General features: G+C 70.7%; 14 protein-coding genes, 1 tRNA gene and 1 pseudogene. 5 read left to right on the plus strand and 11 right to left on the minus strand.

Annotated features, from left to right (window positions below):
- Positions 1–3: 3 nt before the first annotated feature.
- The 3 genes from ACXKZB_RS16675 to ACXKZB_RS16685 form a co-directional block, all read right to left on the minus strand.
- Positions 4–1,461 (minus strand): flotillin family protein, encoded by a 1,458-nt coding sequence (locus tag ACXKZB_RS16675; protein WP_488823901.1) that lies wholly within the window; start codon positions 1,459–1,461, stop codon positions 4–6.
- A 143-nt stretch (positions 1,462–1,604) separates the two neighbouring features.
- The gene (nadE, locus tag ACXKZB_RS16680) at positions 1,605–2,432 is read right to left on the minus strand and encodes an NAD(+) synthase (protein WP_396289361.1); all 828 of its coding nucleotides are present in this window, start codon (positions 2,430–2,432) and stop codon (positions 1,605–1,607) included.
- Positions 2,433–2,472: 40 nt separating this feature from the next.
- Positions 2,473–2,640, minus strand: a complete 168-nt coding sequence (locus ACXKZB_RS16685; RefSeq protein ID WP_488823902.1) for a hypothetical protein — start codon at positions 2,638–2,640, stop codon at positions 2,473–2,475.
- 182 nt (positions 2,641–2,822) lie between these two features.
- Between ACXKZB_RS16685 and ACXKZB_RS16690 the strand changes: the two genes are divergently transcribed.
- Positions 2,823–3,260 (plus strand): MarR family winged helix-turn-helix transcriptional regulator, encoded by a 438-nt coding sequence (locus tag ACXKZB_RS16690; RefSeq protein ID WP_123312049.1) that lies wholly within the window; start codon positions 2,823–2,825, stop codon positions 3,258–3,260.
- Positions 3,261–3,443: 183 nt separating this feature from the next.
- Positions 3,444–4,880, plus strand: a complete 1,437-nt coding sequence (locus tag ACXKZB_RS16695; protein WP_488823903.1) for an MATE family efflux transporter — start codon at positions 3,444–3,446, stop codon at positions 4,878–4,880.
- A gap of 249 nt (positions 4,881–5,129) precedes the next feature.
- Here ACXKZB_RS16695 and ACXKZB_RS16700 read toward each other — a convergent pair whose 3' ends face one another.
- From ACXKZB_RS16700 to argG, 3 genes are all read right to left on the minus strand, one after another.
- Positions 5,130–5,732: a copper resistance CopC family protein gene (locus ACXKZB_RS16700; protein ID WP_488823904.1), complete on the minus strand. Its 603-nt coding sequence runs from the start codon at positions 5,730–5,732 to the stop codon at positions 5,130–5,132.
- A gap of 41 nt (positions 5,733–5,773) precedes the next feature.
- A complete protein-coding gene (locus tag ACXKZB_RS16705; protein ID WP_185021300.1) occupies positions 5,774–5,941 on the minus strand; it encodes a hypothetical protein in 168 nt (55 codons plus the stop codon).
- A gap of 319 nt (positions 5,942–6,260) precedes the next feature.
- On the minus strand, positions 6,261–7,703 hold the full coding sequence (gene argG / locus ACXKZB_RS16710; RefSeq protein WP_123293324.1) for an argininosuccinate synthase: 1,443 nt from the start codon (positions 7,701–7,703) through the stop codon (positions 6,261–6,263).
- 110 nt (positions 7,704–7,813) lie between these two features.
- On the opposite strand from argG, the gene ACXKZB_RS16715 reads away from it, so the two are divergent.
- Together ACXKZB_RS16715 and ACXKZB_RS16720 are read left to right on the plus strand one after the other, a co-directional pair.
- Positions 7,814–8,368: an RNA polymerase sigma factor gene (locus ACXKZB_RS16715; protein ID WP_123293323.1), complete on the plus strand. Its 555-nt coding sequence runs from the start codon at positions 7,814–7,816 to the stop codon at positions 8,366–8,368.
- Complete coding sequence (locus ACXKZB_RS16720) at positions 8,365–9,279, plus strand: hypothetical protein (RefSeq protein WP_488823905.1); 915 nt, start codon at positions 8,365–8,367, stop codon at positions 9,277–9,279. The genes ACXKZB_RS16715 and ACXKZB_RS16720 overlap by 4 nt, the downstream gene beginning before the upstream one ends.
- A gap of 116 nt (positions 9,280–9,395) precedes the next feature.
- Here ACXKZB_RS16720 and ACXKZB_RS16725 read toward each other — a convergent pair.
- The 4 genes and pseudogenes from ACXKZB_RS16725 to cmtR form a co-directional block, all read right to left on the minus strand.
- Positions 9,396–9,470 (minus strand) — tRNA-Arg (locus tag ACXKZB_RS16725).
- A gap of 13 nt (positions 9,471–9,483) precedes the next feature.
- Positions 9,484–10,587, minus strand: a pseudogene (locus ACXKZB_RS16730) (epoxide hydrolase family protein).
- Positions 10,588–10,644: 57 nt separating this feature from the next.
- Positions 10,645–11,319, minus strand: a complete 675-nt coding sequence (locus ACXKZB_RS16735; protein WP_488823906.1) for a cation diffusion facilitator family transporter — start codon at positions 11,317–11,319, stop codon at positions 10,645–10,647.
- Positions 11,316–11,669 carry a Cd(II)/Pb(II)-sensing metalloregulatory transcriptional regulator CmtR gene (gene cmtR, locus ACXKZB_RS16740; RefSeq protein ID WP_123312036.1) on the minus strand — a complete coding sequence of 118 codons (354 nt, stop codon included), beginning with the start codon at positions 11,667–11,669 and terminating at the stop codon, positions 11,316–11,318. Before cmtR ends, ACXKZB_RS16735 begins: the two co-directional genes overlap by 4 nt.
- Before the next feature lie 119 nt (positions 11,670–11,788).
- Here cmtR and ACXKZB_RS16745 point away from each other — a divergent pair, with 119 nt between their 5' ends.
- Positions 11,789–12,622 (plus strand): CPBP family intramembrane glutamic endopeptidase, encoded by an 834-nt coding sequence (locus tag ACXKZB_RS16745; protein WP_488823907.1) that lies wholly within the window; start codon positions 11,789–11,791, stop codon positions 12,620–12,622.
- Between the two features lie 85 nt (positions 12,623–12,707).
- Here ACXKZB_RS16745 and ACXKZB_RS16750 read toward each other — a convergent pair whose 3' ends face one another.
- Complete coding sequence (locus ACXKZB_RS16750; RefSeq protein WP_488823908.1) at positions 12,708–13,202, minus strand: HNH endonuclease; 495 nt, start codon at positions 13,200–13,202, stop codon at positions 12,708–12,710.
- Positions 13,203–13,512 lie beyond the last annotated feature (310 nt).

Here is a 13,512-nt window from a genome sequence, read left to right on the forward strand (position 1 = left end):
CGACTACTCGGTCGGCTCCACGACGCCGGTTGACTGCTCGCGGACGACGGCCCGGGCTGCGGCCTGTCCCGTCGTCGCGCTCTTGACGATGTCGCTCAGGGTGAACCCGGCGGTCGTCCCGAGCAGGGCGTCGACCTCGCTGAACTGACTCACGACGCTCTTCGACAGGGCACCGGCGCCGTCGGAGGACACCACGGTCAGCTTGTCGATGTTGCCCATCGGCGCCGCGAGCTCGCGGGCGATGCTCGGCAGGGTCTCGATGGCCTTGACACGCAGGACGGCCTCGGAGTGCTGCGCGAGTGCGTCGGCCTGGGCCTTGGTGGCGTCTGCCTCGGCCTGACCCTTGGCACGGATCGCGTCGGCAGCTGCCTCACCCTCGGCACGGGAGGCATCGGCGGCCAGCTTGCGGGCCTCGGACTCGGCCTTCGCCTCGGCGGCGATCGCCTCGGCCGAGATGCGACGGGCCTCGGCCTGGGCACGAGCGGTCTCGACCTGGGCACCGGCGGCCGCTTCGGCCTCGACACGGGTCTTGCGCGCCTGCGCCTCGGCGACGGCGGAGACCTCGGACTCGAGCTCGGCACGGCGCAGTTCTGCGCGCTTCTGCGCGGTGATCTGCTCCTGCTCGACGACGCCCTGCGCCGCACGGGCCTGGGCGAGCGGCCCGGCGGCTGCGGCCTCGGCCGACGCACGGTCGGCGTCGAGCTGCAGCGCGGCACGACGGATCGCCAGGGTGTTCTCGGCTTCGGCGATGGCCTGGTCCGCAGTGGCACGGGCCTCTCGCGCTTCGCGGTCGGCCTGCGCCTCGGCGTTCTCCGCCTCGAGCCGGACGCGGGCGCGCTCGGCACGACCGAGGTCGCTGATGTACTCATTGCGGTCCGAGATGCCCTTGATCTCGAAGGAGTCGACGTCGAGGCCCTGGCTGTGCAGGGCGTCCTTCGCCACGTCGAGCACCGCGACGGTGAGCTGGTCGCGGTTGCGGATGATCGTGGACACGTCGGTCGCACCGATCGACGCACGGAGCGAACCCGACAGGACCTCGCGCGCGAAGTCGTCGATCTTCTTCTCCTGCCCCAGGAACCGCTGCGCGGCCGCCCGGATCGAGGCGTCGGTCTCGCCGACCTTGACGAGCGCGACCGCCTCGACGTCGATCGTCACGCCGCGGGAGTCCTGGGCATTGACGTTGATGTCGATCGCTCGCGAGCTGAGCGAGAGCTTCGCGACCTTCTCGAAGAACGGCCGGACCAGGACGCCGGCGCCGAGGACGACCTTGATGCCGGACTCGACGGTCTCGGTGCCGTCGTCGTTCTTGACCTTGCGCGAGCGCTTGCCGGTGATGATGAGCGCTTCGTCGGCGCCGGCGTTGCGGTACACGACCTTCGCGTAGATCAGCGCGATCACGGCGAGGACGATGATCCCCACGATGATCAGCGGGATGGCTCCGAGCGCGAACAGGACTTCCATGACTCCCCCTCCGGACCAGACGACAGCCTGGATTCCGCATCTGTTGTTCCGTCGGCTCCCATCCTAGGAGACCGCGCGGACGGACAGGAGGCGCGCTGCAGGATCACCTGCAGCGCGCCTCCTGTCGATGGTCGCGTCAGCGCCTACGCGCCCGCACGCCACCAGTCGTCGAAGGGCGTCGCCGGCACCTGGCGCTTGTGCTCGGTCGCGCGGTACCGCGACTCGATCGCCTCGGCGACCTCGAGCGGCACGTCGTGCCCCTGCAGGTAGGCGTCGATCTCGGCGTAGGACAGCCCGAGGTTCGCCTCGTCGGTCTGGCCGGGCGTCTCGTCGAGCAGGTCCGCGGTGGGGGCCTTCTCGTACAGCCGGGCCGGGGCGCCGAGGTGCTCGAGCAGCTGCCGCCCCTGGCTCTTCGACAGGCCGGTGAGCGGCGTGAGGTCGACGCCGCCGTCGCCGTACTTCGTGAAGAAGCCGGTCACCGCCTCGGCCGCGTGGTCGGTCCCGACGACGAGCAGCCCGCGCTGGCCGGCGACGGCGTACTGGGCGACCATGCGCATCCGGGCCTTGACGTTGCCCTTCACGAAGTCGCTCAGCTCGACGCCGGAGGCAGCGGTGTCCTGCATGACGCCGTCGACGCCGTGCTCGATGTTGACGGTGATGCCCGGGTCGGCCGCGATGAACTGCAGGGCGAGCTGGGCGTCCTCCTCATCGGCCTGCACGCGGTACGGCATGCGGACGGTCGTGAACTCGGCGGGGTGCCCCTCGGCGCGGAGCGACTCGACGGCGAGCTGGGTCAGGCGCCCGGCGAGCGTGGAGTCCTGGCCGCCGCTGATGGCGAGCAGGAACCCCTTCGCGCCGGTCGTGAGCAGGTAGTCGCGGAGGAACCCGACACGGCGGGCGACCTCCTGCTCCGGCTCGATGGTCGGCTGGACGTTGAGGTCCGCGGCGATGGCGGCTTGGAGTTCACGCACCACCCCAGTATCCCGCTGCACCGGCCGGTGTGCACAGCGTTCAGCGGACTGGTTCTGCGCCCACCGGCCGGATCGTGTTGTCGTGGTCGACGCCGATCGCGCAGGTGCAGACGACGCCGAGGGTCTCGGCGGTCTGCGTCAGCCGGAACCGCTCGACGTGCGTCGGGCCGACCCGACGGTCGAGCGGGTGGGTGTCGTGATCGTGCACAGTGACGTCCTGATCCTCGAGTGACTCCCGGTAACGGCACCGGGACCGACAGGCGGGTGGTGAGTCCGCACGGGTGCAATCTACTCGCCCGTGAACACGGACCAGCACACCCGTCCGGGGGGCATTCCTTGCAAACCCCGCGCGCGTTGACAGTTAGATATCAAACAGTTAGAGTCCTGATCATGCAGGCACCGGACCTCACCACCCCGCTCGAACTCATGCGGTGGATCGGATGGGCACAGCGCAAGGCGGCCGACGAGTGGGTCCGTGATCGGGACCTCACCCGCGAGCAGAGCTTCGTGCTCGGGTACCTGCAGCAGAACCCCGGGGCGATCCAACGCGACATCGCCGAGATCACCCGGACCAGCGCGGCCAGCGTCTCGAGCCTCCTGCAGGGCCTCGAGCGGCGCGGCCTCGTCGAACGACGCCCCGACGCCACGAACGGCCGGACGAAGACCGTGCACGCCACCCCGGCGGGCACCGACCTCATCGCCGGCTTCACCGACGCGATGGTCGCCCTCGACGACACCCTGCTCGCACCACTCGACCCCGACGAACGGGCCACCCTGCAGCGTCTGCTGCAGAAGGTGACCGCGGAGCTCGCACCGCCGACGCGGTAGCGCCCCGACCCGGCAACGTCCCCGACCCGGCAACGTCCCCGACCCGGCAACGTCCCCGACGCGGTAGCGCCGCCCCGGGACCGACGTCACCGGCGCGCTCGACGCGCCACGGGCCTTCCGGCCCCGCCCCCGCACGCGGCGACATCCCGTCGCGCCCTCCGCCCTGCCCAGAAGGAGGCAGTCATGACCACCACGACCCCCGAGAACACCGCCGCGGCCACGAACCGCTGGTACCTCTCCGCCGCCCCGATCGCCCGGGCCCTCGTGCACCTGTGCGTGCCGATGGCCGCAGCGATGGTCGTCAGCGCCCTGTACAACGTCATCAACGCCGGCTTCATCGGCGCGCAGCACGACACGTCGCTGCTCGCCGCGATCACCTTCGGCACCCCGCTGCTCGGCATCGTCATGGCCGTCGGCGGCGTGTTCGGTGTCGGCGGCAGCGCCCTGATGTCGCGCCTGCTCGGTGCCTCGGAGCACGACCCCGCCAAGGCCCAGGACATCAAGCACGTCGCCTCGTTCGCGCTGTGGGGTGCCGTCGTCACCGGCGCGGTCCTGGCCGTCGTCGGGCTCGCGTTCCTGCGACCGCTCGTCGCGGTGCTCGGCGCCGACGCCGCAGCGGTCCCCGCCACGAGCGAGTACGTCGCCGTGATGCTCGCGTTCGTCCCGGTGCTCGCCTCGTCGTTCGCGCTCGAGCAGATCGTCCGCTCCGAGGGCGCCGCACGCCAGGCGATGATCGGTCTGGTCCTGTCGACCGTCGGCAACCTGGTCTTCGACGTGCTCTTCATCCTCGTGCTGCACTGGGGTGTCGGTGGTGCCGCGCTGGCCGTCGGACTCGCGAACGTCGTGTCGATCGCCTACTGGGTGACCTGGCTGCAGCGGAACAGCGAGAACGTCAGCTTCGCCCCGAAGTGGTTCACCCTCCGTGCCGACGTCCTGAAGCCCGTCTTCGGCATCGGCGTCGGCGAACTGCTGCAGTCGGCCTTCCTGATCGTCACCACACTCGTGCTCAACAACCTCGCCGCCGCCTACGGCGACGACCCGCTCGCCGCCATGGGTGTCGCGGTCCGCATCGCGCAGGTCCCGGAGTTCCTGGTGATGGGCGTCACGATCGGAGTCCTGCCGCTGCTCGCCTACGCCTTCGGCAAGGGCGACGCCGCACGGCTCCGGGCCGCCCTGCGCGGAGCCGCCGTCACGGTCGGCGCGATCGTCCTCGTGTTCTCCGGCGCGGTGTTCACGTTCCGCGAGCAGGTCTTCACGATCTTCTCCGGTGACCACTCGGTACTCGCGATCGGCCTGACGATCCTGACGGCACAGCTCGTCGCCGCGATCGTGAACGGGTTCACGGGGCTGCTCACCTCGCTCTTCCAGGCGACCGGCATGGTGCTGCCCGCGATGGTGCTGTCGCTGGCGCAGGGCGTGCTGTTCATCCCGATCGTGATCGTCGGCAACGTGTGGTTCGGGCTCGCCGGGATCATCTGGGCGCTCACCGTCACCGAGGTCATCGTGTTCGTGGCCGCCCTCGTGCTGTGGCTGGCATCACGCGGGAAGATCGCGCGTGGCCTGGCCGCCGGCAGCGAGGAGCGGGCGGACGCCGCGCTCGCGGAGGCGCCCGCCGTGTAGCGCCCGCCGCGCTCGTGCCGCCTTCGCATGGTGAGCAGAAGAAGTCGGGTCCCGTTCCAGGACCCGACCTCTTCTGCTCACGAAGCGGGGTGAACGCGGCCGGCGTCGGACGGGAGGCCCGTGGCGGCCGGGTGGCGGGCCTCCCGTCCGGCGCGTGTCCGGGTCGCGGGCGCAGCACATGGTGAGCAGGAATGGTCGGGTCCCGGAAGGCGACCCGACCATTGCTGCTCACGAAGTGAGCGGGGCGCGCTACGCGCGGCCGCGACCGCGTCCGCCGCGGCGCAGGAGGAGCACGACGACGGCACCAGCGGCGAGGACCGTGCCGGCGCCAAGCGCGACCCAGACGCCGGGCGCGATCCCGGGCGCGGAGTCAGGGGCACCGTCCGAGGCCCCGGTGGCCGTCGCGGTCGACGTCGGAGACGGAGACACCGGTTCCGACGTCGGCGGAGTCGTCGCGGACGGTGTCGCGACCGCGGCCCGGTACTCGAACCCGTACGAGCCGTCGATCGGGTGTCCGTCCGGCGACACGTACCGCCAGAGCACCGTGTACGCGCCGTTCTCGAGCTCGACGGCCTTGCCCATCGTCATACCGGACACGGTCACGTCGCCCGTCGACACGTCGGTGCCGTCGGCGTCGGTGACCTGGATCCGCAGTCCAGCGTCGAGACCCGCGAGCGGTGCCTCGCTGAAGGTCAGGTCGACCCGGTCGAGCGGCTCGGTGACGACCGCGCCGTCAGCGGGCGTGCTGCTCGTCAGTGCCGAGTGCGCCGATGCCGGCTGGACCCCGAGGATCGCGAACACCCCACCGATGACGATCGCGAGGGAAGCTGCCGTCGTTCGTCCTGTCCGCATGCACAGACTCTACAAGCCGTAGAGCAGCGGACCGGGACGGGTCAGATCTGTTCGCCGAGGAAGTCGGCGTAGGACGGCTCGCGACGGGCGTCACCCGTAGCGGTGGAAGCGTGGCCCGTGCCTTCGAGGCGCTCGGCCACGAGGGCTTCGAGGTCCTCGGGCGACCGGAGACCGTGGCGGTGCCAGTCGTTCTGCATTCTGGCGGTCATGATGACCAGCCCTTCGTCGAGATGATGCGCATCTCGGATTCGTCCGGATCGACCCGCTGTGCCAGACCCCACATCTGTGAGGAGCATCGTGACGACGGGTCCCTGATGACCGATCCGGTACCTCCACGGTAGGGGTTCCGTCCGACGTCGTCGAGCGCGATGCGCTTCTCGGCCGACCGCGCGCCGGCTGGTCCGCGCGCCGGCGCGCGGTGGTGCGCTCCGGACAGGACGGGAGGCGCGGTGCCAGCTGGCACCGAGCCTCCCGTCCGTCGGGTCCGTGCCATCAGGGCACGTGACCGGTCGCGTGGTCTCGCTCTGGTCAGTCGGTGCCGGAGTCGAAGGCCGCGCCCTCGGAGGCGAGGTCCGTCCGACGACCGAGCGCGTCCTCGGCGTCCGAGGCGATGACGGCGCCGCCGAGGATCTCCTCGGACTCGCCCGCCTCGAGCTCGCCGACGAGCTCGGCCGTCGCACCACCGATGAGACCGGCGGCCGCGTACTGCTCGAGCCTTGAGCGGGAGTCCGCGATGTCGAGGTTGCGCATCGTCAGCTGACCGATGCGATCGTCCGGACCGAACGCGGCGTCGCCGACCCGCTCCATCGAGAGCTTGTCGGGGTGGTACGACAGCGCCGGACCCGTGGTGTCGAGGATGGTGTAGTCGTCGCCGCGACGCAGGCGCAGCGTGACCTCACCCGTGACGGCCGACGCGACCCAGCGCTGCAGGGACTCGCGGAGCATGAGCGACTGCGGGTCGAGCCAACGGCCCTCGTACATCAGGCGCCCGAGGCGGCGCCCCTCGTTGTGGTACGACGCGACGGTGTCCTCGTTGTGGATCGCGTTGAGCAGCCGCTCGTACGCGATGTGCAGCAGGGCCATGCCCGGTGCCTCGTAGATGCCGCGGCTCTTCGCCTCGATGATGCGGTTCTCGATCTGGTCGGACGCACCGAGGCCGTGTCGGCCGCCGATCGCGTTCGCCTCGTAGACGAGCGCGACGGCGTCCGTGTACTCCTCGCCGTTGATCGCGACGGGGCGTCCGGCCTCGAAGCGGATGCTGACGACCTCGGTCGCGACCTCGACGTCGTCACGCCAGGCGGCGACGCCCATGATCGGCTCGACGATGTCCAGGCCGCTGGAGAGCTCCTCGAGGCTCTTCGCCTCGTGCGTGGCGCCCCAGATGTTGGCGTCGGTCGAGTACGCCTTCTCGGTGGAGTCGCGGTACGGGAAGCCGCGGGCGACGAGCCACTCGCTCATCTCCTTGCGGCCGCCGAGCTCCTCGACGAACTCGGAGTCGAGCCACGGCTTGTAGACGCGCAGCCGCGGGTTCGCCATCAGGCCGTAGCGGTAGAACCGCTCGATGTCGTTGCCCTTGTAGGTGGAGCCGTCGCCCCAGATGTCGACGCCGTCCTCCTTCATCGCGCGGACGAGCATCGTGCCCGTCACCGCACGACCGAGGGGCGTCGTGTTGAAGTAGGTCTTGCCGCCGGAACGGATGTGGAAGGCGCCGGTCTGCAGGGCGACGAGGCCTTCTTCGACCAGGGCGCTCTTCGCGTCGACCAGGCGGGCGATCTCGGCGCCGTACTCGTGGGCGCGGCTCGGGACGGCGTCGATGTCCGGCTCGTCGTACTGACCGATGTCAGCCGTGTACGTGCAGGGGATCGCCCCCTTCTCGCGCATCCAGGCAACGGCGCAGGAGGTGTCGAGACCCCCTGAGAACGCGATGCCGACTCGTTCGCCGACGGGGAGACTGCTCAGGACCTTGGACACGGGGTCAATCGTACGGGGAGACCGGGGCACGCTACCGTCCAGCGCGACGGTTGTGGAGAACTCGTCCCGCGAACCGGGAACCGATCCGCTGCGCCCGGACAATACAGGGCATGAACCAGATCACGGGGGACCGAGCGGACTGGGCGCTGGGCATCGCCGGCGACGGCCGAGCGGTCGGACGCGTCTTCGACCGGCACGCCCCACGCCTGCGCCGGCACGCCGTCGGCCTCGTCCCCACACCGGCCGACGCCGACGACGTCGTGGCCATCGCGTTCCTCGAGGCCTGGCGGAAGCGCGAACGCGTCCGCTTCGTCGACGACTCCATGCTGCCCTGGCTGCTCGTCACGGCGACGAACACCGCGCACAACCTGACCCGCGCCACGCGCCGTCACCGGCTGTTCCTCGGGAGGTTCCCGGTCGACGACCCCGCTCCCGACCCCGCAGAGTCGTTCACCGACGCCGAAGCGGTCGCAGCGTTGCGCGGGCTCCCGATCGCGGACCAGCGGGTCCTCACCCTCTGCGTACTCGAGGGCCTCGGCGAACGCGAAGCGGCCGCAGCCCTCGGGGTCGCACCGGGGACCGTGAAGTCCCGGCTCCACCGGGCGAAGGCACGACTCCAGCAGCAGTACTCGACGTCAGCGGAACCCCTCGGAGGCACACTGTGAACGACCACATCTCCCCTCGTCTCGCGGCGATGCGCGACGCCCTCGTCGCCGACGTCGACGCGACCGCCACGGCCAACCCACCGGCCCGTCGACGCCGCCGACCGACGCGGGGCACGGTGATCACGGTCGCGGCGGCCTTCCTCGCCGGTTCGGCCGTGACCGGTGGGATCACCGCGGCGGCCCTGCCCGCGACCGACCAGGACGCCGTGCTCGAGACCGCCCTCGCCACGTCGACGCGGTACCAGGTGGAGGAGGGGAACCACGCGACACTGCTCGGCACGCCGGCGTTCGCCGTCACCCGCGGCGACGGCTCGTTCCCCCTCGGCACCCGTCCCGACGGCGCGGATCGCGTGACGCTCACGTGGGAGTGCCTCGAGCCGGGGACGTTCACGATCCGGGTCGACGGGACGACCGTGGACTCCGCCGCCTGCACCCCCACGAGCACGAAGGACCAGGTGACCGTGCTCGGTTCCCGCTGGGGCATGTACCCGGCGCCGGGATCGGGAGGAGCCACCGTGTCCGTGTCCGGCGAGGGTTCGGCGCGGTACGCGGTGTGGGCCTCGTGGGCGAAGTCGGCCTCGATCGCACGGCCGTCCGCTCAGCAGCGGGCGGAGACCGCCGACGGGAAGGTCACACTCGACGAGTACACCGCGGCGTTCAACCGGCTCCAGGCCTGCCTGGCGCAGGCCGGTCAGTCGATGGGCACCGTCCCGCTGTCGTGGTACGCCGACGGCGCGTGGACGAGCCGTCCGACGGGAACCGGACCGTGGTACCTCTACTCGACACCCTCGGACGGTTCGGAGATCTTCGACACCCAGTGCTACCCGCGCGAGTTCGGAGACGTCGACGCCGTCTGGCAGGACGAGCACCCGATGCCGGAGGACCCGCCGGTCCAGCCGGCCGCGGGGTGATCCGCAGCGATGAGATCGGCGTCGGTGCCCCTGGAAGGAGCTGCAGGGACGCGAACCCCTTCGACCTGCTGGTGCCCCTGGAAGGCGCTGCAGGGACGCGAACCCCTTCGACCTGCTGGTGCCCCTGGAGGGACTCGAACCCCCAACCGTTTCCTTAGGACGGAACTGCTCTTCCATTGAGCTACAGAGGCTGGCCCGTCCACTCTAGCGGCGGAACGGCTCCAGGAAGGTCGTGAGCTCGTCGACGTACAGGGCCGGCTGCTCGAACGGCGCGAAGTGTCCCCCGCGCGGCATCATCCGGTACGACACCAGGTTCGTCGTCCGCTCGAGCCATGCGCGCGGCGGCTCCACCAGGTCGCCGGGGAACAGCGAGAACCCGGACGGCACCTCGACCCGGCGGGCGAGCTGGTCGGCCGGGATCGCGGCGTTCGCGTGGTACATCCGCATCGCCGAGCCGATCGTGCCGGTGGCCCAGTACTCGGTCAGCAGTGCGAGCACCTCGTCCTGCGTGTACACCGACCACAGGTCGCCGTCGCAGTCACTCCAGGACCGGAGCTTCTCGACGATCCACGCGGCGAGCCCGGCGGGTGAGTCGTTCAGGCCGACCGCGACGGTCTGCGGCTTGGTGCGGTGCATCATCGCGTAGGCGCCCTCGGCGTCGCGCCAGCGGGCGGTCGCGGCGACGAACCCGCGTTCCTCCGGCGACAACGTGTCGAGGTCGATGCCCGGCCAGGCGAGCCCGCCGTCGATGCGGTGCACGGCGACGACCCGGTCGGCGTGGTCGAGCGCGAGGTAGCGGGCGACGTGCGTGCCGATGTCCCCGCCGGCGACGGCGAATCGTTCGTGGCCCAGTTCCGTCATCAGCTCGGCCCACATGCCGGCGACCGCGCGGGCGTCGATCGGCTGCGGTGGCGCGTCGGAGAAGCCGTACCCGGGCATGTCCGGCACGACCACGTCGAACCCGGCTTCGACGAGCATCGGCAGGACCTTGCGGTACCGCCACCCGGAGTCGGGCCAGCCGTGCGCGAGCAGGAGCGGCAACGCGTCGGGCGTGCCGGCTCGGGCGTGCAGCACGTGGATCCCGGTGCCGTCGATCGTCAGCCGTCGGCTGGGCAGCGCGGCGAGCTGTGCCCGGTGCGCGTCGAAGTCGAAGCCGTCGGCCTAGTACGCGATGAGGGCCCGGAGTTCGTCGACGTCCGCCCCGAGCGACCACCCGGCGCCGGCGGGTGCGTCCGGCCAGCGCGTGGCACGCAGTCGCGCGCGGAGGTCCTCGATGGTCGCGTCGTCGATCTGCGGTGTCTCGCCCATGGCGGCGACGCTACTCAGCGGGACCGACACCCGGACCGCGGGCGCCGTGCGACGTCTTCAGCAGCACTCGCAGGCGTCGGCTGCACGCTCGCCGGTCAGGGCAGCGACCGGCTGCTTGCACGCGTCGCCGCGCCAGGCCTCGAGCCCCTCGCGCACCGCGAACACGACGACGACCAGGCCCGCGACGGGGTCCGCCCACGACCACCCGAACAGCGTGTTCAGGAGCAGACCGATCAACACCGCGGCGGACAGGTAGCTGCACACCAGGGTCTGCTTCGAGTCCGCGATCGCCGACGCCGAACCGAGTTCCTTCCCGGTACGACGTTCGAGCAGGCTGAGGAACGGCATCACGGCGAGGCTCACCGCCGCCAGCACGATCCCGACGGTGCTGTGTTCCGGCTCGCGCACCCCGGTCAGGGTCAGCGCCGCGTCGACGCTGACGTACAGCGCCAGTGCGAAGAACGACACCGCGATGACCTTGAGCGCGACGCGCTCCCGCGCCTCGGGGTCCGGCCCGGCGAACTGCCACGCGACGGCAGCGGCGGACAGGACCTCGACGACGGAGTCGAGTCCGAAGCCGATCAGGGCGGTCGAGGACGCCACCGAACCGGCGGCGATCGCGATGACCGCCTCGATGACGTTGTACGTGATCGTCGCGGCGACGACCCACCGGATCCGTCGCTGCAGCACGCGCCGGCGGTCGGGGACGACCGCAGCCGTCACGCCGGTCATGCGCCGGGTCCGCAGCAGAGCGGGACGTCACAGTCCTCGTCGGTGCACGCTTCGCCGTCGTCGACGGCGAGCACGACCTCGAGGAGCGAACGGATCGCGGCCCCGAGGTGCGGGTCGGCGATCTCGTAGCGGGTGGAGCGCCCCTCGGGTACCGCGACGACGATGCCGCACCCGCGCAGGCAGGCGAGGTGGTTCGAGACGTTCGACCGGGTGAGCCCGAGGTCGGTGGCGAGCCGGCCCGGGTGGACCGGCGCCTCGAGCATCTCGAGCAGGATCCGGGATCGCGTCCGGTCCGCCATCGCCCGGCCGAGCCGGTGCATGACGTCGAGCCGCGGTGCAGTGGTCAGCATGCACTGACCATACAGCGTTCGCTGACCTGTCGGATCCCCATCGGCAGGCGGACCCGGGATGCGGCAGGCTGAGGCCGTCAGCCACCCACCAGGCACCACACACACCACCGGGGAACCACATGACGGATCAGACGACCGAGAACGCGTGGCAACGCTTCTGGGCACGCGGCGGGTGGTGGCGTTCGATCCTGCTCGCCGCCGTCTACCTGCTCGTGTACCTCGGCATCAGTCAGCTGATCGGCCTGTTCGTGCGGCCGTTCATCGACCTCGACGACCTGTACGGCGACCCCGCGAGCGTGCTCTGGGCCTCGATCCTGCCGATCGGCCTGATGGGACTGCTCCTGCTGCTGTTCGCGCGCTCACTCGGGTGGTTGCCGCACCTGTTCCGCCGGCGCACTGCACGCGCCCCGCGGTGGATGTGGATCGCGGTCGTCATCACCGTCGTCCCGCCGGTGATGAAGCTCGCCGGCACCGACTGGTCCCGGTTCACCCCCGCACTCGTCCTCGCGATCCTGTTCTTCGGGTTGTGCGTCGGGTTCGCCGAAGAACTCCTCACCCGCGGTCTCACGGTCGAGCTGCTCGAACACCACGGGTACAGCGAGCGTGCGGTCTACGTGCTGTCGTCGGTCGTCTTCGGGTTGATCCACTTGCAGAACCTGCTCGGCGGCGGCAACCCGCTGCTCGTGTTCGCGACGGTCGGCTACGCGATGGGCTTCGGCGCGATGATGTTCCTCGCGCTCCGGGTGAGCCGGTGGCTGATCGTCCCGATGCTCCTGCACGCCCTCACCGACCCCACCACCCTGATGGCGGCGGGCGGGCTCAACGATGCGCACGCCGTCGTGACCGGCGGATCGCACGCGCTGGTCACCTTCGCGTCGCTGTTCAACTTCGTCTACATCGCCTTCGGCATCGTTGCGGTCTTCCTCTTGCCGGGCCGCAAGCGCGCGCTCTGAACGCACCCACCTGACGGACTGGAGGCACGTGGCGGGTTCGCCACGTGCCTCCAGACCGAACATGGTGAGCGCGGCGGGCCGGCCGCTACGCGGCCACGAGGTACTCATCCCACTCGGCCTGCGGACGCTCGATGCCGCGCACGACCCACGACGACCCGTGCGGGATCTTCGGACGGAAGCGCAGCCGCCACCCCATCTCCTGCGGGGTGCGGTCACCCTTCTCGTTGTTGCAGGCCAGGCAGCAGGCCACGAGGTTCTCCCACGAGTCCTGCCCGCCGCGCGACTTCGGCTGCACGTGGTCGATGGTCGTCGCGTGCCGGTCGCAGTACGCGCACCGGTTCGCGTCACGGCGCAGGACGCCTCGCCGCGACACCGGCACGAGTCTCGAGTGCGGGATCCGCACGTACCGGGTGAGGATGATGACGGACGGACGGTCGTAGCTCGACGTCGACCCGGTGACCGGGTGTTCGAGGTCGGCGGCGACGATGGAGGCCTTCTGGTTCATGACCAGCACGAGGGCTCGTCGGAACGAGATCACCGCGAGGGGCTCGTAACCGGCGTTGAGGACGAGAGTGCGCATTGGTTCCCTTCCGACGTGCCTGGACGGCTTCCAGGCGCTGCGGGTGCGTCGGACCGGGGTCCTTCGCAGGTGACCGTCGCTCGCGCACACGTCCCCTGAACCACGAAGAGCACCACCCGGATGGGCAGTGCTCTCGTCATGCAGGGGCGTGCTCGTGCACGCAGGCGGTGGTCGACCGTATGTCGATGCGCGCGCGCCGACCCATGGTTCGGGTCGTGCGGAACATCGACATGGGGTCTCCCTGCTCGGGGCCTTGCGGACCGGTGCAGCGCCAGGCTACGTCAGAAACCGGCCCGGCACGAGGGTGCAC

The sequence above is a fragment of the Curtobacterium sp. ABR8 genome, from assembly GCF_057812125.1.